Origin of the sequence: Myxococcus hansupus (assembly GCF_000280925.3) — a bacterium.
Taxonomy (GTDB): domain Bacteria; phylum Myxococcota; class Myxococcia; order Myxococcales; family Myxococcaceae; genus Myxococcus; species Myxococcus hansupus.
In genome coordinates, this window is the sequence record NZ_CP012109.1 from 1405582 (window position 1) to 1429919 (window position 24338).

A 24338-nucleotide genomic window follows, 5' to 3' on the forward strand; every position below is an offset into this window, starting at 1 on the left:
CCGAGCATGTCCGACTCCGAAGACCTCTTCCATTTCGTCGAGGACATTGCCGACCAGGCGCGCCGCAAGCTGCAGGCGTGGAAGGAGGGGCAGTCGCCCGGGGCTCAGGCTCCGGCGGCGGGACCGTCCACCGCCCGGGTGAATCTGGACACGGTTCGTTCTCCCGCGGACCTGGCGCCTTACATCGACCACACCCTGCTCAAGCCCGAGGCGCGCGCCGAGGACGTGGTGAAGGTGGCCGAGGAGGCCCGGCAATACGGCTTCGCCACCGTCTGCGTGAACAGCACGCACGTGGGCACCGCCGCGCGCGTGCTGGCGGGCACGTCCACGGTGCCCATCGCCGTGGTGGGCTTCCCGCTGGGCGCGTCGTTGCCCGCGGCCAAGGCCTTCGAGGCCCGCGAGTCCATCCGCGCCGGGGCGCGGGAAATCGACATGGTGCTGAACATCGGCGCGCTCAAGGCGCAGGACTACGCCCTGGTGCACCAGGACATCGCCGCGGTGGTGGAGGCCTGTGGCCCGGTGCCGCTGAAGGTCATCCTGGAGACGGCGATGCTCACGGACGAGGAGAAGGTCATCGCCTGCTCGCTCGCCAAGGCCGCGGGCGCCGCCTTCGTGAAGACGTCCACGGGCTTCGGGCCCGGCGGCGCCACCGAGGCGGATGTGGCGCTGATGCGCCGTGTGGTGGGCGACACCGTGGGCGTGAAGGCGTCCGGGGGCGTGCGCTCGGCCGATGACGCGATGAAGATGCTGCGTGCGGGGGCCAACCGCTTGGGCGCGTCCGCGTCCGTGGCCATCGTCTCCGGGCAGACTTCCACCGCGAAGTACTGACGGGGGCGGACACGGTGAACGCGAAACAGCGAGACGAATTCAAGGCGCTGCTGCTCGCGCTCCATTCGGAGCTGACGGAGAAGGCGCCGTCGAAAATCGAGCCCAACCGCACCGATGACGCGCGCATCGGCGGCGACGAGGACGAGCAGCCGCTCAACGAGATGATGCAGGCCATCGCGTCCAACCGGAACCGGAACATGGACGGCGTGCTGGCTCGGGTCATCAAGGCGCTGGGCAAGCTGCGCGAGGACCCGGACGGGTTCGGTGACTGCGAGGAGTGCGGCGACGAGATTCCGCTCGGCCGCCTGCGCGCCATGCCCTACGCGGAGCTGTGCGTGACGTGCCAGGGCAACAAGGACGGCCCCAAGGGCCGCGCCACCCGCAAGAAGCTGACCGACTACACCTGAACAACCGGCGCGCGAGCCCCTGTGCCTCGCGCGCCCTCAACGGCTACACGAGGCTTCGAGGGCTCATGGACACCACCGGACTGAAGGAGCGGGCGGAGGCATGGCGTCAGGCGGACCCGGACGCGTCCACCGCGGCGGAGCTGGCGGCGCTGCTGGCGAAGGGCGACTGGGCCGAGCTGGAGGACCGCTTCTCGCAGGACCTGGAGTTCGGCACCGCGGGCCTGCGCGGCGTGCTGGGCGCGGGGCCCAACCGGATGAACCGCGCGGTGATTCGGCGCACCACCGCGGGCCTGGCCCGCTACCTCAAGGCCCAGGTGCCGGACGTGGCCACCCGCGGCGTGGTGGTGGGGCGTGACGCGCGCAACCTGAGCGCCGAGCTGGCCGAGGACACCGCCGCGGTGCTGGCCGCCGAGGGCATCCCCGCGCACGTCTTCCCGGAGCCGGTCCCCACGCCGCTGGTGGCCTTCGCCGCGCTGCACCTCAACGCCGCCGCGGCCGTGATGGTGACGGCCAGCCACAACCCGCCCGAGTACAACGGCTACAAGGTGTACTGGGGCAACGGCGCGCAAATCATCCCGCCGCACGACACGGGCATCGCCGCCGCCATCGCGAAGGTGGAGCCCGCCAACCGTGTGCCGCTGCTGACGCCGGCCGACGCCCGGGCGAAGGGCCTGTGGAAGGACCTGCCCGCGTCCATGGGCGACGCCTACGTGCACGCCATCCTGGGGCTGCGCGTGTACGGCAAGGGCTCCGAGTCCTTGTCCCTCGTCTACACCGCGATGCACGGCGTGGGCGGCGTCTGGGCCGAGCGCGCCCTGCGGGAGGCGGGCTTCCCGCGCTTCACCGCCGTGGCCGAGCAGCAGCAGCCCGATGGCCGCTTCCCCACGGTGCGCTTCCCCAACCCGGAGGAGCCCGGGGCCATGGACCTGTCCACCGCCACCGCAGAGCGCGTGAAGGCGGACGTCGTCCTGGCCAACGACCCGGACGCGGACCGTCTGGCCGTCATGGCGCGCGACGTGGACGGGACGCTGCGCCTGCTGACGGGCAACGAGGTGGGCGTGCTGCTGGGCTACTACCTGCTCACGCAGGGCCCGAAGCAGGGGACGCCGCACGTCGTCACCACCATCGTGTCGTCCGCGCAGTTGGGCGCCATCGCGAGCGCGCTGGGCGCCGCGTACGACGAGGTGCTCACCGGCTTCAAGTGGATCGCCAACCGCGCACTGGAGCGCGAGGGCGCGGAGGGCACGCGCTTCGTCTTCGGCTACGAGGAGGCGCTCGGCTACACCGTGGGCACGGTGACGCGGGACAAGGACGGCGTGGGCTCCGCGCTCGTCATGGCGGACCTCGCCGCGTGGTGCGAGTCGCGTGGCACCACGGTGCTGGGTTACCTGGAGGAGATTCAGCGCGCGCATGGCCTGTACGTCGGCGCGCAGCGCAACTTCACGTTCCCCGGCGCCGCGGGCGCGCAGGTGATTCGCGGCATCATGGACGCGTTCCGTGCGTCGCCACCGGCCACGGTGGGGGACGACGCCGTGCGCGCCGTGCGTGATTACAAGACGGGCGAGCGCGGGCTGCCCCCGTCCAACGTGGTCGCGCTGGAGCTGGCGAGCGGCGGCCGCGTCACGCTGCGGCCCTCCGGCACGGAGCCGAAGATCAAATACTACTTCGAGCTGAAGGAGACGCTCGCGGAGGGCGAACCCCTGGCGCAGGCCCGCATCCGGGCCGAGGCGCGGCTGGGCCGCTTCATCGACGCTTTCCTCGCGCTCGCGCGTGAGCGCGGGCAGCCCGCGTGAGTCTAGAGACGCAGCACCACACCCACCGCCTGCCCCCCGGGGCGGCCTTCCTAGAAAGGTACCGTGTGAAGCGACTGCTCCCCGGCGTCCTCCTCGCTTGCTTCCTGGCCCTTCCCGCCACCGCGTTGGCTCAGCGGGGACAGGGCTGGTCCGTCCTGGCCGCCGACACGATGGGGCGCGGCAACACCGCGTTCCACGGTCAGATTGGCTGGCCCGGCATCTCCCTGGGCCTGCTGCACGGCGGTTCGGACCGCTTCGACATTGGCGCCAAGTTCAGCTTCAACTGGGGCCGAGAGGGCTGGGTCCGCTACACGGACCCGGGCGTCAAGTTCCAGGCGTGGATGCGGCTCCAGCTCATCAAGGAGCGCCAGTTCTCGCTCGCGCTCACCTTCCAGCCAGGGCCCTTCTTCTACTTCAACCGGCGTGACACCGACGTGGGCCTCGCGCTGCCCGTGGGCCTGGTGGTGGGCATCCCCGCCGGCAGCGCCGTCATGGTGAACCTGGGCCTGGACATCCCCTTCCACGTCTACTTCGGCGAGGGAATCGGCCCGGTGTTCCCCATCCTGGTGGGCGGCGGGTTGGAGTACTTCGTCAACCGCCAGCTCGGCGTCACCTTCAACGTCCGGCTGGGGCCCGCCGTCATCCCGGACTACGACGCCACCGAATTCACCCTGGAAGCGCTGTTCGGCGTCGCCTACCGCTTCTAGCTACCAGGACGACGTCTGCTCGGGCAGCTCCACCGTGAAGGTGCTGCCCTGGTTGACGCGGCTTCGCACCGTCAGCGCGCCGCCCATGGCTTCCACCAGGGTGCGCGCCACGGTGAGGCCCAGGCCGGCGCCTTTCTCGGGCGCCTTCGTCGTGTAGTAGGGCTCGAAGACGGCCTGCTGCTCGTCCTCGAAGATGCCGATGCCGGTGTCCTCGACGAACAGCAGCGGGCCGAAGTCCCCGAAGATGTCGGGCAGCTCCACGCCGGTGATGATGCGCCGGGGACGGTCCATCACGTCCTCCACCGCGTCCACCGCGTTGGCCAGCAGCTCCGTCAGCACCCGCTCCAACTGGCGGCGGTTGAAGACCGCGGCGATGGGCTCGTTGGGCAGCAGCACCGTCAGCTCGCAGGAGCCCAGGCGGCCCGCGTCGCGCATCTGCTCCACCACCGCGGGGACCAGCTCCCGCAGGTCGAAGCGCTGGATGTCCTTGGGGCTGGTGGGGCCCAGCGACAGCAGGTGCTGGCCGTGCAGCCGCATCTGCTCGCCCGCCACGCCCAGCTTCTTCAGCGCGTCCGCGTCCGGCGGCAGGCCCTGCGCGGCGCGGGTGCGCACGTGCTCCAGCGCCTGCTGAAGGCCTTCACCCACGCGGCCCAGGTTCTGCGCCACGTCCGCGGCCAGCGTGCCCACGCGGGCCAGCCGCTCCATCTCCAGCCAGCGCGAGCGCGGGTCCTGCAGCGCCTCGTTGCGCTGGCCGCCGCGCTCACGGTGCGCCTTCAGCTCCAGCAGCGTGTGGACGCGGACCTTGAGCTCCAGCGGATCCAACGGCTCGGTGATGAGCAAATCGTCGACGCCCGCCTCGAGCACCTCGCGGCGCGTCTCGCGGTCCACGCTGGGGCTGAGCATGAGCACGGGGAGCGTGGACTCGCCGAGCGCGTCCTGGAGGCGCCGGTACGTCGCGAGGCCGTCGGTGCCGGCATGGCCCGCGTCGAGCACCACCAGGTCCGCGGCCTGCTTCATGGCCGCCGCCGACAGGGCCGTCCCGCACGCGGGCAGCACGTCGTAACCCGCGGGCGACAGGATGGAGTGCAGCCGCTCCATTCCGCCGGACTCCACGTCCACGGCCAACACCCGGGGCCGATACACCTCGGTCTCCGTCGTCTCCAGCATCACGCCACCCCTACATGGTGACCAGGTGAGCCTCACCCGGGTGTTCCAGGCAGTTCCTACGGACCCCATGGGGCCTGGATGGAGCTCCCCCCGGGCGCACGAATCCAGGCCGGCACGTGATCCGATACCACCCCGTGTCTATGCGAGCCTCGTGCCGGAATTCGTTCAGTGACGGCGAATCCACGAGGTGTCACGGCGAGGAAAACGACCCAGTAACGGCGGGGGGTTGAATCGTTGGGACACTGGAGAAAGTCGGCCCCAACGCGCGTCCTCGCGAGCGGGTGGGGTCAATCGCGACCTTAAATCGATTTGTACCCGGGTTTAAAATGACCCTCCGTGACGACTCGCGATCAGCGAGACTCCTGCTCATAGGGCGTCCCGAGGGCGGCGGGAGCGCTGCTGCGCTGTCCCTGGAGCGTCAGGACGATCAGCGTGAGCAGGTAGGGCAGGGCCAGGAGCACGCCCTGGGGAACCAGCTCGACGATGCCGGGCGCGCTGGACACCAGGCCGATGCGCAGCGCGTTACCGAAGGCGAAGAACGTCGCGGCGAGGAAGGCCCCCACGGGGGTCCACCGGCCGAAGACCATGGCGGCCAGGGCCATGAACCCCAGTCCGGCGGGGGTGTGCTGCTCGAAACGGTCCAGCACGGCGGTGGACAGCACCGCGCCGCCCAGTCCGGCCAGCAGCCCACTGCCCAACACCGCGCCCCACCGCAGTCCCGCCACCGACAGGCCCAGGGTGGCCACCGCCTGGGGCTTGTCGCCCACCGCGCGCAGCCGAAGGCCCAGCGGCGTGCGCGTGAGCAGGCCCTGGAAGACGAAGGGCAGCACCAGCGCCAGGTACGTGGGCGCGGAGTGCCCGGACAAGGCGCCCAGCACCGGCACGCCGCTCAGGCCGGGGATGTTCCAGCGCGAGAGCTGCTCAATCGGCGGGGTGCCGTTGGGGCCGTAGAGGGACTCCAGCAGGAAGGTGCCGCCGGCCAGGGCCACCAGGTTGAGGGCGATGCCCGACACCACCTGGTCCGAGCGCCAGCGGATGCTGAGGAAGCCGTGCACGCCGGCCAGGGCCGCGCCCGCGAGCATGCCCATGACGACGGCCAGGGGCGTGGGCATCACCAGCGCCGCCACCGCCGCGCAGAAGGCGCCCACGCGCATCATGCCCTCGGTGCCCACTGCGATGACGCCCGCGCGCTCGGACAGCACCGCGCCCAGGGCGGCGAAAATGAGCGCGGGCGCGGCGTCGAGCGTGGAGAACAGCAGCGAGTGGAGGACTTCAAGCACGGGGCACCTCCGCCGCCACGGTGGGCGCCACGCCTCGCCGGCGCAGCACCGCGAGCCACACCATGCGGCCAGCGACGAACAGCAGCGCCAGGCCCTGGATGAGCTCGGGGAAGCTCTTGTGCACGCCGAGGAGCTGCATGCGCGTGCCACCCGCGCGCAGCACGCCGAAGAAGAGCGCGGACACGGTGGCGCCCAGTGGATGGTTGTTGCCGATGAGCGCGATGGCGATGCCGTCGAAGCCGTAGGGCGCGCCCAGCGTGCCGGGGTAGCGCCCCTCCGTGCCCAGCACCAACACCGCGCCCGCGAGGCCCGCCATGGCCCCGGCCAGCGCCATGGCCAGTCCCATGCGGCGGGCCACGGGGATGCCCGCGGCGCGAGCGGCCTCGGCGCCCAGGCCCACCGTGCGCGTCTCGAAGCCGGAGCGCGTGCGCGTCAACCACACCCACACGGCCAGCGCCGCGACCAGCGCCAGGGGGAAGCCCAGGTTGAGCCGCGAGCCGTCGCTCAGCAGGCGCGGCAGCACGGCGGTGGCCTGGATTTCGGCGGTGCCGGTGATGGACTGGCCGCCCTCGGCCGCGCCCCGCAGCGGCCCCACCACCAGCCAGTTGTCCACCAGGCTCAGCGCCACCCAGTTGAGCATGATGGTGGAGATGACCTCGTGCACGCCCCGGTAGATGCGCAGCAGGCCGGCGATGCCCGCCCACGCCGCGCCCGCCAGCGCCGCGCCCAGCAGCGCCGCCGGGACATGCAACACGCCGGGCAGCGTCACGTGGGCGCCGACGACGGCCGCGGCCAGCGCGCCCAGCAGCATCTGCCCCTGCGCGCCGATGTTGAACAGGCCCACCTTGAATGCCACGGCCACGGACAGGCCGGTGAGCGTGAGGAGCGCGGCCTTCATCGCGGACTCGCCCAGCGGGCGGGTGATGACGGTGGGCGCCGCGCCGTCCAGGTACGCGGGCCAGTTGCCGATGCCTCCCCACAGCATCTGCAGGTACGCGTCCGTCGCGGTGCCCGGCTCCATCGTCAACGCGATGAGCGCCCAGCACACGCCGAGCGCCAGCAGCACGGAGAGCACCGACGGCAGCAGTTGTCTCACGCGCTCAGGCATGGGCCGGCTCCGTGGCGCCCAGCATGCGCCGGCCCAGCTCGCGCTCGTCGAACGCGTGGCGCGGGAAGTGGCCTGTCACGCGGCCCTCGAAGAACACATAGACGCGGTCCGCCAGGGCCAGCACCTCTTCCAGGTCCAGGGAGACCAGCAGCACGCCCGTGCCCTGGTCGCGCGCCTCGCGCAGCTTCGCTTGCACCTGCGCCACCGCGCCCACGTCCAGCCCGCGCGTGGGCTGCACCACCACCAGCAGCCTGGGTCGCGCATCCAGCTCGCGCGCCACCACGACCTTCTGCTGGTTGCCGCCGGACAGCGCGCGCAGCGCCACCTCCGGGTCGGGAGGCCGCACGTCGTAGGCGACCGTCAGCTCCCGCGTACGCTCACGGCGGCCCTTGAAGTCGAGCCACGGGCCCTTCGCGAAGGGCGGCCGCGTGTGCCGGCCCAGGGCCACGTTCTCCTCCACGCTCATGGCCTTCACCACCGCGCGGTGGTGCCGGTCCTCGGGGATGTGCCCCACGCCGCGCGCCCGGGCCAGGGCCGGCGTGAGGCCTCGCAGCGGGCCTCCCAGCAGCGTGCCGCTTCCGGACGACAAGGCGCGCAGGCCGGTGAGGACCTCCGCCAGCTCGCGCTGCCCGTTGCCGTCCACGCCCGCGATGCCGACGATTTCACCCGCGCGGACCTCCAGGTCCACGCCGCGCAGGGCAGGCCGCCCGTTGTCGCCCGAGGCCTCCAGCCCGCGCGCTTCCAGCACGACGTCGCCGGGCGCCTCGGTCCGTGGAACGTGCGTGGCCTCGGCCGGCGGGCGCTGGCTCTCACCCACCATCAGCGCGGCGAGCTGCTCCGCGGTGGTGTCGGCGGCGCGGACCTCGGCCACGCAGCGGCCCCGGCGCATGACGGCGATGCGGTCCGCCACGCCCAGCACTTCCTTCAACTTGTGGCTGATGAGCACCACCGTGTGCCCTTGCGCCACCAGCCCGCGCATGACGCGCGCCAGCTCGTCGGACTCCTGCGGCGTGAGCACGGCGGTGGGCTCGTCGAGGATGAGCACCTGCGCGCCCCGGTGCAGCGCCTTGACGATCTCCACCTTCTGCTGCGAGCCGACGCTGAGCGTGTCCACCCGCGCGCGCGGCTCCAGTTGGAAGCCGTAGCGGGCGCAGGTGGCGGCCACCTCCTGCACCGCGCGCTCCAGGTCCAGCAGCCCCCGGCGCGTGGGCTCGCGGCCGAGCACCACGTTCTCCGCCACCGACAGCGTGGGCACGAGCATGAAGTGCTGGTGCACCATGCCAATGCCCCGCGCGATGGCGTCTCGCGGGCTCTTGAAGCGCACCGGCTGGCCGTCCAGCGTCATCACGCCCGCGTCGGGCTGGTAGAGCCCGTAGAGGACGTTCATCAGGCTGGACTTGCCCGCGCCGTTCTCACCCACCATGGCGAGCAGCTCGCCCCGGTGGACGTCCAGCGACGCGTCCGCCAGCGAGACGCAGGTGCCGAAGGCCTTGTGGATGTGCTGGAGGGAAATCAGGGCGCGGTCGCCTGGAAGGCGGCGAGGTCCGCCGGGAGGGCGGGGACCTGGAGCTCGCCGGCGATGATGCGCTGGCGCAGGGCCTCCACCTTCTGGAGCGTCTCCGCCTTGCCGGGGAAGTCCACCCGCACCTCGGCCATGCCCACGCCGTTCTCCTTGAGGCCGAGCACCTGCTCACCCGCGGCGAACGAGCCGTCCACCAGGTCCTTCGCCGCCTGGTAGATGGCCAGGTCGGTGTACTTCATCATCGACGTGAGGATGGCGTCCGGCGCCACGTGCGCCTGGTCCGAATCCACGCCAATGGCGTAGACGCTCTTGCCCGCGGCGCGCGCCTCCTTCACCGCCTGGATGACGCCGATGCCGTCCGCGCCCGCGGCGTGGAAGAGGACGTCCGCGCCCTTGGAGATGAGGTCCTGCGCCACCTGCTTGCCCGCGGCCATGTTGTTGAAGCTGCCGGTGTAGACGGACATCAGGGCCTGCGAGGCCTGGGCGTTGGTCGTCTTCACGCCCGCGCGGTAGCCCACCTCGAAGCGCTGGATGAGGGGCACCTCGATGCCGCCCACGAAGCCCACCTTGTTCGACTTCGTCACCAGCCCGGCGAGCGCGCCGACGAGGAAGCTGCCCTCCTGCTCCTTGAAGAGCACCGTGCGCACGTTGGGGAGCTTCATCGCCTTGCCCTGCGCGTCCAGCACCTGGCTGTCGATGAGCAGGAACTGCGCCTGGGGGTTCTCCTGGGCGGAGGTGCGCACCGCGTTGGCCAGCATGTAGCCGTTGCCCACGGTGAGCCGGGTGCCCTGGTCCACCAGGAGCTGGAGGTTGGGGACGTAGTCCTCCTGGGCCTTGCTCTGCAGGACGATGGGCCGCACGGGCAGCGCCTTGAAGCTGGCGGCCTCCGAGGCCAGGTGGGGCGGCAGCGACTTGCGGACCTCGTCGGGCGAGGCGTCCACGTACTTGCCGCCCTCGTAGCGCTTGCCGGCGGCCCACAGCTCCAGGCCACGAAGCGCCGCGTCATTGAACGAGTGGTCGCCTCGGCCGCCCACGTCGATGACGAGGCCCACGGGGAGGGCCTTCTTTTCCGTCTTCCCGGAGGCAGCGGGGCTCTGGGCCCCGGCGGAGGGCGCTTCTTCCTTCTGCTTGGAACACGCGCACAGGAGCGCGGTCAGGGCAAGGACGTGGAGGCGGAGCATCATGAGGGGCCTATCTACCAGATGCCCGACCTTTCCCAGAGTGCATGAAGGGGTGGGTTCCTGGTATGGCCTCGCCTCGTGCAACCCTACGAACTCATCAAGGCCAAGCGGGATGGCGGCCGGTTGGATCCGGCGGACATCCGCGCGTTCATCGAGGCGTATACCGCGGGGACGGTGGCGGACTACCAGATGGCGGCCATGTGCATGGCCATCTTCTTCCGGGGCATGGACTCCCAGGAGCTGGGCGCCTGGGCCCGCGCCATGCTGGAGTCCGGCGAGGTCCTGGACCTGTCCGACACCCCGGGTGTGAAAGTGGACAAGCACTCCACTGGCGGGGTGGGGGACAAGGTCTCCCTGAGCCTGGCGCCGCTGGCCGCCGCCTGTGGTGTGCCGGTGCCGATGATTTCAGGCCGCGGCCTGGGGCACACGGGCGGGACGCTGGACAAGCTGGAGTCCATCCCCGGCTTCAACGTCAACCTGCCGACGTCCGAGTACCGCCGGCTGGTGCGCGAGGTGAACTGCTGCCTGATTGGCCAGACGGCGCAGGTGGCCCCCGCGGACAAGAAGCTCTACGCGCTGCGCGACGTGACGGCGACGGTGGACTGCATCCCGCTGATTGCCTCCTCCATCATGAGCAAGAAGCTGGCGGAGGGCATCGACGCGCTGGTGCTGGACGTGAAGGTGGGCAGCGGCGCCTTCATGAAGCGCGACGAGGACGCGCGCACGCTGGCGAAGACGATGATTGGCCTGGGCGCGGAGATGGGGAAGAAGGTCGTGGCCCTGCTCACCGACATGGACCAGCCGCTGGGCCGCAAGGTGGGCAACGCGCTGGAGGTCATCGAGGCGGTGGACATGCTCCGCGGCAACGCGCCGGAGGACTACACCGAAATCACCTACGCCCTGACGGCGGAGATGCTGGTGCTGGGCAAGAAGGCCGCCACCATCGACGAGGCGCGCGAGAAGCTGCGCAAGGTGGTGGAGGATGGCAGCGCGGTGCGCAAGCTGAAGGAGATTGTCCAGGTGCAGGGCGGAGACCCGCGCGCCATCGACGACTACTCGCTGCTGCCGCAGGCGAAGTCCACCGTGGACGTGGTGGCGACCCGGGACGGCTTCGTCACCGGCATCGACACGGAGGGCGTGGGCCTGGCCGCGGTGGCGCTGGGCGCCGGCCGGCAGCGGACGGACAGCAAGATTGACCCCGCCGTGGGCTTCACGCTGCTGAAGAAGACGGGCGAGGCCGTGAAGCAGGGCGAGCCCGTGGTGCGCGTGCACTACAACGACGCGGGCCCGCTGGAGAACGTGAAGGCGCGCCTCTTGGCGGCGTATCACTTCGGCGACGCGGCTCCGGCGCCCAGGCCGCTCGTCCGCGAGCGGGTGGAGTAGGGCGCCCGTTCGCTGTCGTGGTTCCGGAGGCCCCGGCCGAGGTTCGGCGCGGGGCCTTTCGTGTTTCTGGCCGGTGCCGCGCTGACCGTCAGCCGAGGGATGGCTGTTGGGCGTCCGCCCGGGCGATGACGGTGTCGAGGTCCGCCCGGCGGCTGGCGATCATCGACTCGATGTCCTCGATGACGCGGATGCAGAGCACCGAGGACAGGACGCTGATGGCTTCGGAAATCATCCCCACGGTGAGGGCGGTGGAGATGGCGACGCCGCCATCGCCAATCTTGTTGAAGAGCGAGGCGCTGACGTTGGAGAGGCCATTGCCGATGAGCCACGCGGCCCACCACCCCCTCAACAAGGCCTGTTGAGCCGGTGCGCCGCCCAGGTTCAACCAGAGGTCGCGCACCACTTCGTACGGCTTGACCAGGTTGTAGAAGGGGATGAACCAGGCGAAGACCGCCCAGCGAGGCTCCTCGGTGCTGACGCCCAGTGACACGGCTGTCTTTACGCTCAGGTGCAGCCATCGCAGGTAGCTGATGATGGTGGTGACCATCACCAGCGAGCTGGCGAGGGTGAGCGCCACGTTCAGCGAGTCGTAGGCCTGCGCATCCTCCAACGAGGGCGTGGTTCCGCCCTCGAGGTTCAGGATGAGCCAGGCATGGAGCAGTCCGGTGACGGCGGCCACCGCGACGCCCGCGTACAAGACTCCGCGCGTCCACTTCGCCCGGCCCGACGTGTGCGGCAGCGTTCGGAGCTGTCTCGCGTGGCACGGGACGCACAGGGATGGCACGGGCTGGGTGCACTGGGCGCAAAGGAAACGACCGCAGCGCTCACACGTCCCCGTGGTCGGCTCACCAGCGTGGTCGGGACAGACGGGGGTGGTTTCAGGGACGGCAGGTTGGGACAGCATGGGCTCGAGGACACACGGGTGGTGCGCCGCGCACGCAACGCGCGGTGGGATGGGCTGGGGGGCGGGCGGGGAGGGGCTTCGGTGGCGCACTCTAGCGGACTGGCGCACCGCCGCACAGAGGCGGTCCGGACCTGCCCGGTCGCCAGGACGCGGCCACCTTGTGGCTTCACCCCGCACGGGGAAGGCGCCATTCTTTCCCGGAAGCCATGCGGGCCAGGGGACCATGAATCAGGGCGCAGCGCTGTACATCCATCCGGGCGTGAAGGTCCGGCCGTGTGCGTGGGGCTACGGCGTCTTCACCGACGCCTTCATCAAGGCGGGCGACCTCATCGAGGAATGCCACTACGTCAAGCTGCCGCGCGCGCATTCCCAGAACCCGCAGCTCCAGGACTATGTGTTCCAGCTCCAGTGGGCCGCAAACGAGGCGCCTCGGGAGGGCGAGTGGGTGGCCCTCGTGCTGGGCTACGGGATGATCTACAACCACGCCCGCGAGCCGAACACGGCCTACCACCGCGAGGTGGCCCGGGACCTCTTCTGCTACCACGCCCTGCGCGACATCCACCCCGGCGAGCAGCTCTGCATCAGCTACGGCGAGGACTGGTGGATGTCCCGGGAGCAGGGCGTCCCCGCCTGAATCCGGGTCCAAACCCCCCCGCCGAACGGTGGGAGCCCCAAATTCCGGGCCTCGCGGGCCGGTGTTCCCCCGTATGATGCCGGGGTGATGGGCCGGGGTGGAAGGGTGGGGAGGCGGGAGCAGGTCACCTCGGACGAGACGCCAGCGTGCGTCTACGGTATGGGCTCGCGGCGCCAGGGCCCGTGGGTTGTCTTCAACACCCCGGGCGGTGGCGCGGGCATGAGTGGCAGGAGGCTACGGCGATGGCCGAGAGGAACGACTCGATGAGCGACAAGGCCGAGGACCGGCGGGATTCACCCCGGATTCCCATGCGCCTGAAGGTGCGCCGGGAGGGCAGCTCGGGGGATTTCGAGCAGCATGACGGGGACCTGTCCCTGGGCGGTTGTGCCTGGCAGGGGACGGGCTGGGAGCAGGGGGCGCGGGTGGAAGTGCGCTTCAGCCTGCCCATCCTCCCCGACGAGGTGGAAGCGAAGGGCGAGGTCCTCCACGTGGCGCAGGGGGGCGGCCTCCCGTCGGCGCGGGTGCGCTTCGTGGACCTGCCGGTGGAGTCCGAGCTGGCCATCGCGCGCCACCTGGACGAAGTGCAGCGCGGCGCGGGCCGCCCGTAACGGTCCGGTGTCCGGCTTCGAGTAGGAGGGCGACATGGCGGATGAGATTCCCTGGGAGCGCCTGTTCGAGGAAGCCGCACGCGTGCGAGCGCGTGCCCATGTGCCGTACTCGCGCTTCCCCGTGGGGGCCGCCATCCTCTATGCCGACGGCGCCGTCGTGGCCGGCTGCAACGTGGAGAACGCCACCTACGGGTTGACGGTCTGCGCGGAGCGCAACGCCTTCGCCGCGGGCGTGGCGCAGGGGCACACGCAGCCGGTTGCGGTGGCCATCGTCGTGGACACCCCCCAGCCCTGTCCGCCGTGCGGCATGTGCCGGCAGGTCATGGCCGAATTTGGCGGGCAGGAGTTGCCCGTGCGCAGCCGGACGCCCCAGGGCGGCGAGGCGCGCTACACCCTGGGGGGGCTGCTTCCGCATGCCTTCACCAAAGACTTCTTCTAGCGAGAGAGCCTGAGCACGCCGTGGATCTGCTCCTGACTGGTGGCACGGTTGTAACGATGAACCGCGAGCGCGAGGTGCTCGTGGAGGCGGACGTCCTCGTCCAGGACGGCCGCATCGCCAAGGTGGGCCGGGGCATCAAGCCCCGAGGCACCCGGCGGGTGGTGGACGTGACAGGCAAGGTGGTGCTGCCGGGGCTCATCCACGGACACCTCCACGCCTGTCAGACGCTCTTCCGCGGCCGCGCGGACGGACTGGAGCTGCTGGACTGGCTCCGTGAGCGCATCTGGCCCTTCGAGGCCTCGCACGACGCGGCGTCCATGCGCGCCTCGGCCGACCTGACCTTCGCGGAGCTCATCCGCTCCGGGTCCACGGCCGCGCTCGACATGGGCAGCGTGTACCACTACGACGCCGTCTTCGAGTCCGCCCGGGACGCCGGCTTCCGGCTGGTGGGCGGCAAGGCGATGATGGACGCGGGCGCGAGCGTGCCCGCGGGCCTGCGCGAGAGCACCGAGGACTCGCTGCGGGAGAGCCTGGCGTTGAAGGACCGGTGGCACGGCACGCACGACGGGCGCCTGCGCTACGCCTTCGCCCCGCGCTTCGTGCTGTCCTGCACCCCGGAGCTGCTGCGGGAGGTGGCGCGACTGGCCAAGGAGCACGGCCTGCGCATCCACACGCACGCCAGCGAGAACGCGAAGGAGACGGACGCGGTCCGCGCGTACACCGGCGGCGAGGACAACGTGGCCTTCTTCCACACGGTGGGGATGTCCGGCCCGCACGTGACGATGGCCCACTGCGTGTGGCTGTCGCAGGAGGAGCAGGACATCCTGCGCGACACGCGCACCGTGGTCTGCCACTGCCCCGGCTCCAACCTCAAGCTGGCCTCTGGCTACGCCAAGGTGCCGGAGCTGCTGGACGCCGGCGTGACGGTGGCGCTGGGCGCGGACGGCGCGCCCTGCAACAACACGCTCGACATCTTCAACGAGATGCGGCTCGCGGCGGTGATGCACAACCCGCGCGTGGGGCCGTGCGCGATGACGCCCATGCGCGTGCTGGAGATGGCCACGCTGCACGGCGCCCGGGCGCTGGGCCTGGAGGACGAGGTGGGCTCGCTCGAGCCCGGCAAGCGCGCGGACATCACCGTGGTGGACATCAGCGGTCTGCACGCGGGCCCCACGCCCGAGGACGTGCTGGTGCCGCTGGTGCACTCCGCCCGGGCCAGCGACGTGGCGCACGTCTTCATCGACGGTCAGCCGGTGCTGCGAGACGGCGTGCTCACCACGCTGGACGCGGCGTCGGTGCTGGCGAACGCGAACGCGAACGTGGAGCGCATCCTCAAGCGCCGCCCGAAGAAGGCGCGCACGGGCTGACGCTCAGGCGGGCAGCCGCACGACGAAGGACGTGGACCACCCGGGCGCGTCCTCCACGGCGAGCTGTCCGCCATGGGCCTCGGCGGCGAGGCGGGAGAAGTACAGGCCCAGGCCATAGCCGCGGCGGCTGTCCCGCTCCGTGTTGGCCTGGCCGTACTTGTCGAAGATGCGCCCGCGCGCCTCCTGGGCGATGGGCGGCCCGTCGTTGCGCACCGCGAGCCACCGTCCGCCGTCGTCCGCGCCCGCCTCCAGCCGCACCCGGCCACCTGACGGGGTGTAGCGCAGGGCATTGGTGGTGAGGTTCTCCACCACGCGCACCAGCAGGTCCGCGTCCGCCATCAACACGAGGTCCGCGGGGGCCTGCACGTCCAGCGTCAGCTTGCGCGAGCGGGCCACGCCCTCCAGCGAGCGGCGCACGTCCTCCAGCACACGCACGGCCGGGAAGGGCACCTTGAGGGGCTCCATCCGGCCTTCCTCCAGGCGGGGGACGTCCATGAGGTCGGAGATCATCCGGTCCAGGCGCGCGGTGACGGCCAGCCCGGTGCGGACGGACTCCCCGAGGATGCCCTCGCGCGGCAGCTCGTGCTCCATCCAGGAGAGCGACAGCGTCAGCGCCGACAGGGGCGAGCGCAGGTCATGCACGAGGAACTGGGTGAGCTGCTCCATGTCCCGTTGCAGCAGTTGGAGCTCGGCGTTCTTCGACTGGGCCTCCTCCAGCATGCGGACGATGGTGCGCCGCGCGTCCTCCACCTCCTGGAAGCGCCGCGCCTCCAGGGCCCGCTCCACCTCCACGCGGGTGAGCGTCACGGCGAGGTGCCGCAGCCGGCCGGTGCCGTAGTGGCTCACCACCGCCACCAGCACCAGCGCCACCACGGCGATGGCCACCGCGCCCCAGCCCACGTCCGCCCGGCGCATCAAGTCCGTCTGGGCGAGGCCGGCCAGCACCGCCGTGCCGTAGACGACGCTGCCGCGCATGCTCAGCCCGCTCAGGACGACGACGAGCGAGAACAGGCCCAGGCTGAAGCCCGCCACCCCCGCGGGGAAGGGCGAGACGGGCAGGGCCACGGACTGGAGCCAGTACACCAGCGCCACGTCGACCAGGGACTGCACCACGCCCAGGCCCCGGGCCAGGCGCCGCCGGCGGAGCATGAACAGCGTGGCGGCGACCGCGGCGTAGAGCCCCAGGGCGGGCGGGTACATGGACCAGTCCCGGCCACCCGACAGCCACAGCGTGGTGCTGATGGTCAGGAACAACGCCGCGCCCACCAGCCGCACCGCCGCGCCCGCGCCCACGACGCTCCGCCGCTGGGCATCCATCGCCCGCGACATCGTCTCGTCGAGCGGGCCGGGCACGGGAGGCAAGGACGTCACAGAGACGTGTTTTTCTCCGCTTCCTTCCTCGCTTGCAAGTATTGCCACCGACCGTGCGGAAGCGGACGGACGGGAGGGGGCGGTGGGGGCGAGCGCGTTTTCGGACGAAGAAGTGCCGCGCCGCGCTTTTGAATCCGCCGCAATCGCCTTAGGTAGAGGCGCGTAGACATTGGGCAGACATTGGGACTGTGGCTGCTTGCTCGCCCCGGGGATCGTGTAAGGTGGCTGCAAGTAGGTCTGGATGGAGGTAGACCGCCGATATGTGGCAACGATTCAAGAGAGCAATGCGCAGCTTCGCCGGATTCTTCGTCTCCTCCATCGAGGACCCGGAGCTGATTCTCGAGCAGAACGTCCGTGACCTGAACGACCAGGTCCCGAAGATGAACGAGTCCATCGCCATGGTGCGGGCGAACGTGACGCTGCTGGAGAAGGAGAACGCCAAGTACCAGGACGACGTGCGCTCGCTGACGGCCAAGGTGAAGGCCGGCATCCAGGCGGGCCGCGATGACCTGGCCGCGCAGTATGCCTCCAAGCTCCAGATGGAGAAGGAGGCGCTGGCCCGCAACGAGCAGCAGCTCGCCACCGCGCGCCAGGCCTACGAGAAGGCGCTGTCGGTGAAGAAGGCGTTCATGCGCGAGAAGGAGCGCAAGACGCAGGAGGCGATGAACGCCATCCGCGAGGCGCGCCGCGCCAAGTGGCAGGCCAAGGTCGCCGACACGATGGAGTCCTTCACCGTGGCGGGCATCGACTCGACCCACGATGAAATGCTGCGCAAGGTGCAGGAGAAGTCCGCCATCAACGAGGCCCGCATGCAGATGGCCCTCGAGTCGGTGGACCACACCGCGGCGAACATCGAGGAAGAGGCCGAGAAGATTCAGGCCAACGAGCTGGTGAAGCAGTTCAAGATGGAGATGGGGCTCATGAACAGCCCCGCGCCGGTGTCCGAGGTGGGCAGCAGCCCCGAAAAGACCATCGGCAAGAAGGTGGGAGTCGAGTAGTCCCCGCTGAATGAAGCTCCACCGCGGTCCAGGTCTCTTCCTCTTCCTGTTCCTCTGCGTGCTCGGCGCGAGCTATGCGCTCGCGTCGCGCCTGGGGTACCTGGACCGCTTGCAGGAGCGGTACTTCCCGTCCACCCGTGTGGCCGTCCGCCTGTCGCCCGGAGACTTCCCGGCCGGCGTGGCGGCCCCGGTGGCGGACGTGGCCTCGGTTCCCCTGCGCCCCGTGCTCATCGGCTTCAGCCCCCGGGGCTCGTCGGCGGGCCTCTTGGTGGCGGCGGGCGGGGCGACGACGCTGGACAACCCGGTGCCTCCGCCCGGCGCGGCGCAGGGGCTCCTGAAGACGGCCTATGCCCTGGACGCGCGGGCGGTGCTCTTCGCCAAGGAGGAGGACCTGCGGCACGCGCTGGCCATTGGCGCGGAGAACGGCGGCGTGGACATGGCCACCCTCTCCGTGGACCGGCTGGCGGCCTGGGCTCCGGCGCTGCGGGATGCGGCGCCCCGCACGTTGATGCTGGTGGGGCGCAGCCGGGGGCAGGAGGCCCTGGCCGCCGTGGGCGTAGCGGACCTCGCCTCCCTGCGCGGCAAGCGCCTGGGTGTGTATCCGTATGGCTCCTCGCACTACTTCGCGCTGTGGTTGCTGGCGCGCGCGGGGCTGCGCATCACGGACGTGCGTTGGGTGGAGCTGCCCACCACCTTGGATGCGGGACGGGCGCTGCGCGAGGGCCGCGCGGACGCCGTGGTGGGGCTGTGGGGGGACGTGGAGCTGGCGGCTCGGGACAGGGGAGGCGCGGTGCTGGCGACGACGGCGGATGCCCCCCACCTGGTGGCCACGGTGCTGGTGGCGCGTGGCGACTTCTCGGCGCGTTACCCGGACGCGGTGCGCCGGGTGCTGCGGGGCCTGCTCGACACCGGACAGAGCGTGCTGAAGGACCCGACGGCGGGGGCCCGGATGTTGGGGGAGGTGGCGCCGTACCTGGGCGACCCCATCGAGGCCATCCGCAGCGCGCCGCCGGCCACGCTGGCGGACAATCGGGCCTTCTTCGGGCTTTCCGGCGAGGCGCCCGTCACCTATGACGAGCTGTTTCAGAGCGCCGCCGCGCTCTTCCAGAAGCTGAAGCAGGGCCCCCCGGTGCCTCCGGCGGAGGACACGAAGGACCTCGGGGCCCTGAAGTACGTGTCGGAAGCACGTGGCCCCTGAGGAGGACGGACGTGGCGAAGTCGCCGAACTACATCAAGGCCGCCTTTTTGATGCCCGCCAACCTGGTGGGACTGGGCACGGCGGCCGCCTCGGCGGCCATGACGGGCGAGCCGCTGCCGATGCTGGTGGCCCTGGGGCTGGAAGGCCTCTACCTGGGCGTCGCCTCGTCCATGAAGCGCTTCCAGCGCGCCGTGCGGGCCAACTCGCTCCATGACCCGGAGGCCGCCACCCAGGCCTTGAACGCGCTGCAGGCGGACCTGGCGCCCTCGCAGCGCGAGCACTACCAGCAGCTCGTGGGGCTGAAGGAGAAGATCCTCGCCAACTACCGCAAGCTGCCGGGTGGCAAGGTGCTGGAGGCGGACAGCGAGCCCCGGCTGGACGCGCTGCTCACGTCCTTCCTGCGGCTCATCTCCACGCTGAACCAGTACCGCACGTACCTGAACAGCTCGGACCGCGAACACCTCCAGCGCGAGGTGGCGGAGCTGGAGGCGGACCTCGCGCGGGAGACGAACCCGCGGCTGAAGGACGTGAAGCAGAACCGCGTGGACATCCTCCGCAAGCGGCTGGCGCGCTTCGAGCAGGCCGGTGAGAGCCGAGAGGTGGTGAGCCACCAGCTCGCGGGCATCGAGGACTTGATGCGGCTCACCCACGAGCAGTCGGTGGCCATCCGGGACCCGGAGGTCGTCAACCGCCAGCTCACCATGCTGAGCGCGGAGGCCGAGGCCACCGAGGAGTCCGTGCGGCAGATGGAGCAGTTCCTCGAGTTCTCCGAGGAGACGCGCGGTCCGCTGCCCCATGGCGGCCGGGTGCGTTGAGGGGCCCGGGCGGTCTTGCCTGCCCGGCCGTGACGCGCCGCGCGCGGCCAGGGCGCCCGCCGTTCGCCGCCTGCCCATCATCCGGGCTCCCGGACCGGCGTGGCGGCGCCCACGAATCGGTTGACTCTCACTCCCAGGCATCCTGAGGTGCCAGCATGCTCCGCCGAGTCTGGCTTCCGTCCCTTCTCCTCGTGCTCGCCGTCGCGGGCTGCTCGCGTTGTGGCAAGGACGCGGACACCGCCGCCCCGGCCTCGACGGCGGGCGTGGCCCGCTATCTGCCGCGTGACGCGCAGGCCGCCGTGGTCATCAACGACCTGGGGGCGCTGGGGGAGAAGCTCGCCCGCTTCCAGAAGCTGAAGGCGGCGTCGTTCGCCGCGCAGCTCCAGAACTTCTCCACCGCGGAAGGCTACGTCACCGCGGTGATGCGCCAGATTGGCGTGGACCTGCGCAGCCGGCAGGCGCTGGAGGCCGCGGGCATCGCGCCGGAGCTGGGCGCGGGCGCGGCGTTCCTCGGCCCGAGCCGCGCCATCTCCGTGGTGGGCGTGAAGGACGCCGGCAAGCTGGAGGAGACGTTCGGCAACTTCGCGCGCACGCGCCTGGGCGCGTCCGAGACGAAGAAGGCCACCGTGGATGGCGGCGAGAGCGTCACCTTCGGCCGTCCCGGCGCCGCCGCGCCCGCGCTGGGCATCTTCTTCATCAAGGGCACCCGCTTCGCGCTGCTGGGCGCGGGGCCCTCCGTCGCCACGCTGGGCACCCTGGCCACGCAGCCCGAGGAGCGTTCGCTGGCGAAGGAGCCGGTGATGGCCGCCTCGCTGCAGCGCCTCCCCGCCGAGAGGGACTTCCACGTCTGGCTCCCCGGTGGCGCCGGGCTGGTGCCGCCGGGCACCGTGCAGGGCGTCACCCTCACGGGCGTCATCGACGCGGCCGCGGTGACGCTTCGCGCGGACGCGCCGTGGCCGGACACGCAGGCGTCGCTGGCCGCTTTGGACGCGGTGGCGTCCAGCGGCAACCTCGCGGCGTCGCTGCCCGCGGAGAGCTTCCTGGTGGCCCACTTCCGGGGTGACCCGTCGCACCTGGACGGCGTGTGGCCGTATCTGGCGGGCGGGTACCTCACCCGCGCGGTGCAGAACAGCGGCCTCGACATGAAGGCGGAGGTGCTCGACAACCTGAAGCCGGGCACGGTGGTGGGGCTGTCCCTGTCGCCCACGGTGAACCTGGGCGCGGGCATGCCCGTGTTGGACTTGCGCCGCACCAATCCGTTCCGCTTCGTCCACCTGGTCGCGCTCTCGGACGTGGAGAACGCGTCGAAGATGCAGACCACGCTGGAGCAGCTTCCGCGCATCGCCGGTGACTTCGGCGCCAAGGTGGAGCCTTCCGAGCTGGGCGGCCAGCGCGTGTACCTGACGTCCTATCGCGCGGGCGAAGGCGCGCACTTCGCGCTCGCGCCCAATGGACGCCTGGTGGTGGCCTCGCCCAAGGCGCGGCTGGAGTCCACGCTGGCCTCGGTCGCGAAGCCCTCGGGTGACGGGCCGGTGGCCGCGGATCTGAAGGACGCGGGCAAGGACGCGGCCTTCAGCGCGGTGTTGGACCTGCGGCGGCTGGCGGATGCGGTGCGCAACCTGCCCTCGGAGGCGTGGGGCATTGGCGGCTTCGCCATCAAGGCCACCACCGTGCGCTGGTTGGAGGCCGTGGATGACTTGCGCGCCGTCACGCTGGCGGTGTCCCGCAAGGACAAGGCACTCCAGGCGGAGCTGTCCCTGCGGCTGGCGCCCGCGGCCGCCACCTCCACCCCTCCGGCCGCGCCGTGATTCAAGCCCGCGACGTCTCGAAGGAGTACGTGGACGGTGACGGCACCCAGGTGCGCGTCCTCGACGGCATGTCGCTGGACGTGGCGGCAGGGGAGTTCGTCGCGGTGGTGGGCTCGTCCGGCAGCGGGAAGTCCACGCTGCTGCACCTGCTGGGCGGCCTGGACGTGGACTACCGCGGCGAGCTGTCCGTGGGCGGCGTGAAGCTGCGGGGCCTGGGCGACAAGGCCCTGGCCCGGTTCCGCAACGCGCACGTGGGCTTCGTCTTCCAGTCCTTCCACCTCATCCCCAACCTCTCCGCGGTGGAGAACGTGCTGTTGCCCTCGCACTTCGGCGCGGCGCCCGTGGATGCGCGCAAGCGCGCGGAGGCGCTGCTGGAGCGCGTGGGCCTGGGCGCGAAGAAGGACCGGGCGCCGGTGCGCCTGTCCGGCGGCGAGCGGCAGCGCGTGGCCATCGCTCGCGCCCTGTTCAATCAGCCCAAGCTGCTCCTGTGCGACGAGCCCACCGGCAACCTCGACGCGGCCACCGGCTCGGGCGTCATCACGCTGTTCCAGGAGCTGCACAAAGAAGGGCTCACCGTGTTGTGCGTCACCCATGAGGAGCGGATGAGCGCCGCGGCCGGACGCGTGCTGCGGCTCAAGGACGGGCGGCTCGTGGAGGAGCGCACCGGCTCGCAGGTGGCCGCGGGAGGTGCCCCATGAGGCTGGACGCACTGTCGCGGATGGTCCGGTTGAGCCTCGCGCGGGAGCGCAAGGGCGCGTTCTTCTCCGCGTTCGGCGTGGCGATGGGCGTGGGCGCGCTGGTGTTCTTCGTGGGCCTGGGGCTCGGCGTCGGCACGGTCATCCGGGAGAAGATCTTCCCCACCGACGCGCGGCTGGTGGACGTGGTGCCGCCCTCGGTGTCGCTGGGCTCGCTGCTGGGCGGCGGCAAGCTGGACGCGCCCACCGTGGAGCGCCTGCGCGCGCTGCCCGGCGTGGAGGCCGCGTACCGGAAGATGAACGTGCGCGTGCCCGCGGTGACGCGCTACGACGGCGTCTTCTTCGGCAGCAAGCTGCGCATGGGCATGGAGGTGCTGGCGCTGGGCGTGGAGCCCGAGCTGGTGCAGGGCGACGTGCAGCTCGGCGAGTTCAAGGACGCGGGGGAGGGGCAGCCGATTCCGGCGCTCGTCTCCACGCGGCTGTTGGAGCTGTACAACAAGACGTTCGCCCCGGCGCGCAAGCTGCCGCAGCTCTCCGCGAACATGCTGGTGGGCTTCGGCTTCCCGGTGGAGTTCAACCGCTCCTACGTCGCCGCGGCGGCCGCGTCGGGGGCCACGCAGCCCGCGCAGGCGCAGGTGGTGGGCGCGTCGGACCGGGCGCTGCTGGCGGGCATCACCATTCCGCTGGACGCGGCCGTCCGCCTCAACCGCGCGTTCAACATGGACGCGGAGAACTACTCCGGCGTCACGTTGATCGCGACCGACCCCAGCCAGGTGCCCGCCATCGTGGACGCGGTGAAGGGCATGGGGCTGGAAATCGACGACCAGGATCGCCGCATGGCGGAGAACTCGGGCGCGGCCGTGGCCCTCACCACCTCCGCGCTGGCGCTGCTCTCCATCCTCATCTGCGTCCTCGCGGCGGTGAACATCGCCCATGCCCTGTCCGCGTCCGTGCGGGCGCGCGCCAAGGAGATTGGCGTGATGCAGGCGGTGGGCGCTTCGCGCGCGGACGTGCGCTCCATCGTCCTGGCCGAGGCCGCCGTCGTGGGGCTCGCGGGGGGCGCCTCAGGGACGGCCGCCGCGCTCCTGCTGGCGCTGGGCGTCAACACGCTGGCCGCGAGCCACCTGCCCAACTTCCCCTTCAAGCCCGACAGTTTCTTCTCCTTCCCCTGGCCGGTGGTGGCTGGCGGGGTCCTGCTGGGCCTCGTCGCCGCGCTCGCGGGCGCGTATTTTCCCAGCCGCCGCGCCGCCGCCACCGACCCCGCACGCACGCTCGCCGGATGAAACTTCCTTCACGCAAGACGCTGCTTGGCAACGCGCTGAGCCTGATCGCCATCGCCTGGATTTACGGAGGCGACTTCTACGACGCCGTGCGCGCCCGCAGCGCGGATGTCTCCGCCTTCATCGCCTTGCCGTCGCTGGAGCGCCCCGCCGTGGTGCTCGTCGTGGCCACGCTGGCCACGCTGGCCCTGCTGGTGGGCCTGTTCCAGGGCAAGGAGGAGGGCTTCAAGGGCTACCGGCTGCTGCCCATCGTCCTGGTGGGCGCGCTCTTCGTGGACCTCGTGCTGTCGGAGAGCCGCACGCCGCTGACCTCCACGGACATGGCGTCCATGGCCATCCAGCGCTTCCACCAATCGGTGCAGGAGCGCACCTCCGCCCTGGAGGTGCCGGATGACCCGCGTATGCTTCAACCCATGCTGGAGGAGTTGGGCCGGCCGCCGTACCTGGTGCGGGGTGAGACGCTCAATTCGTACGCACTCCAGGTGCGAAAGGACTGCGACGGACCGGTCCGCGAAGCGCCCGGCGTCCGGCCCGGGACGTTGATGTACTGCGTCGCTCCCGAACGGCTGGGGGCGTGGATCACCCTGGTGGGGCTGCCCGCCGAGGTGCGCTTCGGCTCTCCAGCCATTGTGTCCGTCGGGGGCGAGGCGCGCTTCCTCCTGGCGCGGCCCATTCCCCCCGACGAGGCGGAGCCAGGAACCGCATTCCGGGACAGCCAGGCGTCGCCGTCGTCACCTTCCGTTGACGTGGACGCGGGGACCTCCCGGGCGGGGCCCTGATCCGCCGCTTGCCCGCCTGGTCAGTTTGGACGGGGCTTTCACGAGGTTGACCCCTTGGAGCCCCGA

General features: G+C 71.1%; 23 protein-coding genes. 16 read left to right on the plus strand and 7 right to left on the minus strand.

Translation table 11 applies throughout. The features are described from left to right. Positions 1–6 precede the first annotated feature (6 nt). The 4 genes from deoC (at position 7) to A176_RS05810 (ending at position 3735) form a co-directional block, all read left to right on the plus strand. Positions 7–828, plus strand: a complete 822-nt coding sequence (gene deoC / locus A176_RS05795; RefSeq protein WP_002637912.1) for a deoxyribose-phosphate aldolase — start codon at positions 7–9, stop codon at positions 826–828. 14 nt (positions 829–842) lie between these two features. After that, a complete protein-coding gene (locus A176_RS05800; protein ID WP_002637911.1) occupies positions 843–1235 on the plus strand; it encodes a TraR/DksA family transcriptional regulator in 393 nt (130 codons plus the stop codon). Between the two features lie 65 nt (positions 1236–1300). Continuing rightward, positions 1301–3028 carry a phospho-sugar mutase gene (locus A176_RS05805; RefSeq protein ID WP_002637910.1) on the plus strand — a complete coding sequence of 576 codons (1728 nt, stop codon included), beginning with the start codon at positions 1301–1303 and terminating at the stop codon, positions 3026–3028. Positions 3029–3093: 65 nt separating this feature from the next. Then, positions 3094–3735, plus strand: coding sequence for a hypothetical protein (locus A176_RS05810; RefSeq protein WP_002637909.1), 642 nt, complete (start codon positions 3094–3096; stop codon positions 3733–3735). Here A176_RS05810 and A176_RS05815 read toward each other — a convergent pair whose 3' ends face one another. From A176_RS05815 to A176_RS05835, 5 genes are all read right to left on the minus strand, one after another. After that, positions 3736–4902 (minus strand): sensor histidine kinase, encoded by a 1167-nt coding sequence (locus tag A176_RS05815; RefSeq protein ID WP_002637908.1) that lies wholly within the window; start codon positions 4900–4902, stop codon positions 3736–3738. A gap of 350 nt (positions 4903–5252) precedes the next feature. Beyond that, on the minus strand, positions 5253–6182 hold the full coding sequence (locus A176_RS05820) for an ABC transporter permease (protein WP_002637907.1): 930 nt from the start codon (positions 6180–6182) through the stop codon (positions 5253–5255). Continuing rightward, positions 6175–7290 carry an ABC transporter permease gene (locus tag A176_RS05825; RefSeq protein ID WP_002637906.1) on the minus strand — a complete coding sequence of 372 codons (1116 nt, stop codon included), beginning with the start codon at positions 7288–7290 and terminating at the stop codon, positions 6175–6177. The genes A176_RS05820 and A176_RS05825 overlap by 8 nt, the downstream gene beginning before the upstream one ends. Then, the gene (locus A176_RS05830; protein ID WP_002637905.1) at positions 7283–8713 is read right to left on the minus strand and encodes an ABC transporter ATP-binding protein; all 1431 of its coding nucleotides are present in this window, start codon (positions 8711–8713) and stop codon (positions 7283–7285) included. The genes A176_RS05825 and A176_RS05830 overlap by 8 nt, the downstream gene beginning before the upstream one ends. 89 nt (positions 8714–8802) lie before the next feature. Further along, entirely contained in the window at positions 8803–9996 is a 1194-nt protein-coding gene (locus A176_RS05835) for a BMP family lipoprotein (protein ID WP_002637904.1), read from the minus strand. Between the two features lie 75 nt (positions 9997–10071). Between A176_RS05835 and A176_RS05840 the strand changes: the two genes are divergently transcribed. Next, entirely contained in the window at positions 10072–11376 is a 1305-nt protein-coding gene (locus tag A176_RS05840) for a thymidine phosphorylase (RefSeq protein ID WP_002637903.1), read from the plus strand. 88 nt (positions 11377–11464) lie between these two features. Here A176_RS05840 and A176_RS05845 read toward each other — a convergent pair whose 3' ends face one another. Further along, entirely contained in the window at positions 11465–12073 is a 609-nt protein-coding gene (locus A176_RS05845) for a DUF4328 domain-containing protein (protein ID WP_002637902.1), read from the minus strand. A 430-nt stretch (positions 12074–12503) separates the two neighbouring features. On the opposite strand from A176_RS05845, the gene A176_RS05850 reads away from it, so the two are divergent. The 4 genes from A176_RS05850 (at position 12504) to A176_RS05865 (ending at position 15328) form a co-directional block, all read left to right on the plus strand. Beyond that, positions 12504–12914 carry an SET domain-containing protein-lysine N-methyltransferase gene (locus A176_RS05850; protein ID WP_021781094.1) on the plus strand — a complete coding sequence of 137 codons (411 nt, stop codon included), beginning with the start codon at positions 12504–12506 and terminating at the stop codon, positions 12912–12914. A gap of 242 nt (positions 12915–13156) precedes the next feature. Next, entirely contained in the window at positions 13157–13522 is a 366-nt protein-coding gene (locus A176_RS05855; RefSeq protein WP_044889617.1) for a TIGR02266 family protein, read from the plus strand. 34 nt (positions 13523–13556) lie between these two features. Then, entirely contained in the window at positions 13557–13961 is a 405-nt protein-coding gene (locus A176_RS05860) for a cytidine deaminase (protein WP_002634520.1), read from the plus strand. Between the two features lie 20 nt (positions 13962–13981). After that, the gene (locus tag A176_RS05865) at positions 13982–15328 is read left to right on the plus strand and encodes a 5'-deoxyadenosine deaminase (RefSeq protein WP_044889616.1); all 1347 of its coding nucleotides are present in this window, start codon (positions 13982–13984) and stop codon (positions 15326–15328) included. Positions 15329–15331: 3 nt separating this feature from the next. On the opposite strand, the gene A176_RS05870 is transcribed toward A176_RS05865, so the two are convergent. Then, the gene (locus tag A176_RS05870) at positions 15332–16699 is read right to left on the minus strand and encodes a sensor histidine kinase (RefSeq protein ID WP_002634516.1); all 1368 of its coding nucleotides are present in this window, start codon (positions 16697–16699) and stop codon (positions 15332–15334) included. A 260-nt stretch (positions 16700–16959) separates the two neighbouring features. On the opposite strand from A176_RS05870, the gene A176_RS05875 reads away from it, so the two are divergent. The 7 genes from A176_RS05875 to A176_RS05905 all read left to right on the plus strand — a co-directional run bounded on the left by A176_RS05875 (position 16960) and on the right by A176_RS05905 (position 24272). Continuing rightward, positions 16960–17697: a PspA/IM30 family protein gene (locus tag A176_RS05875; protein WP_044889615.1), complete on the plus strand. Its 738-nt coding sequence runs from the start codon at positions 16960–16962 to the stop codon at positions 17695–17697. 10 nt (positions 17698–17707) lie between these two features. Continuing rightward, positions 17708–18895 carry an ABC transporter substrate-binding protein gene (locus tag A176_RS05880; protein WP_002634513.1) on the plus strand — a complete coding sequence of 396 codons (1188 nt, stop codon included), beginning with the start codon at positions 17708–17710 and terminating at the stop codon, positions 18893–18895. Between the two features lie 11 nt (positions 18896–18906). Next, complete coding sequence (locus A176_RS05885; RefSeq protein WP_002634512.1) at positions 18907–19710, plus strand: hypothetical protein; 804 nt, start codon at positions 18907–18909, stop codon at positions 19708–19710. 155 nt (positions 19711–19865) lie between these two features. Continuing rightward, entirely contained in the window at positions 19866–21518 is a 1653-nt protein-coding gene (locus tag A176_RS05890) for a hypothetical protein (RefSeq protein WP_002634511.1), read from the plus strand. Next, complete coding sequence (locus A176_RS05895) at positions 21515–22216, plus strand: ABC transporter ATP-binding protein (protein WP_002634510.1); 702 nt, start codon at positions 21515–21517, stop codon at positions 22214–22216. Before A176_RS05890 ends, A176_RS05895 begins: the two co-directional genes overlap by 4 nt. After that, positions 22213–23496 (plus strand): ABC transporter permease, encoded by a 1284-nt coding sequence (locus A176_RS05900; RefSeq protein ID WP_002634509.1) that lies wholly within the window; start codon positions 22213–22215, stop codon positions 23494–23496. The genes A176_RS05895 and A176_RS05900 overlap by 4 nt, the downstream gene beginning before the upstream one ends. After that, entirely contained in the window at positions 23493–24272 is a 780-nt protein-coding gene (locus A176_RS05905; protein ID WP_002634508.1) for a hypothetical protein, read from the plus strand. The genes A176_RS05900 and A176_RS05905 overlap by 4 nt, the downstream gene beginning before the upstream one ends. Positions 24273–24338: the final 66 nt, after the last annotated feature.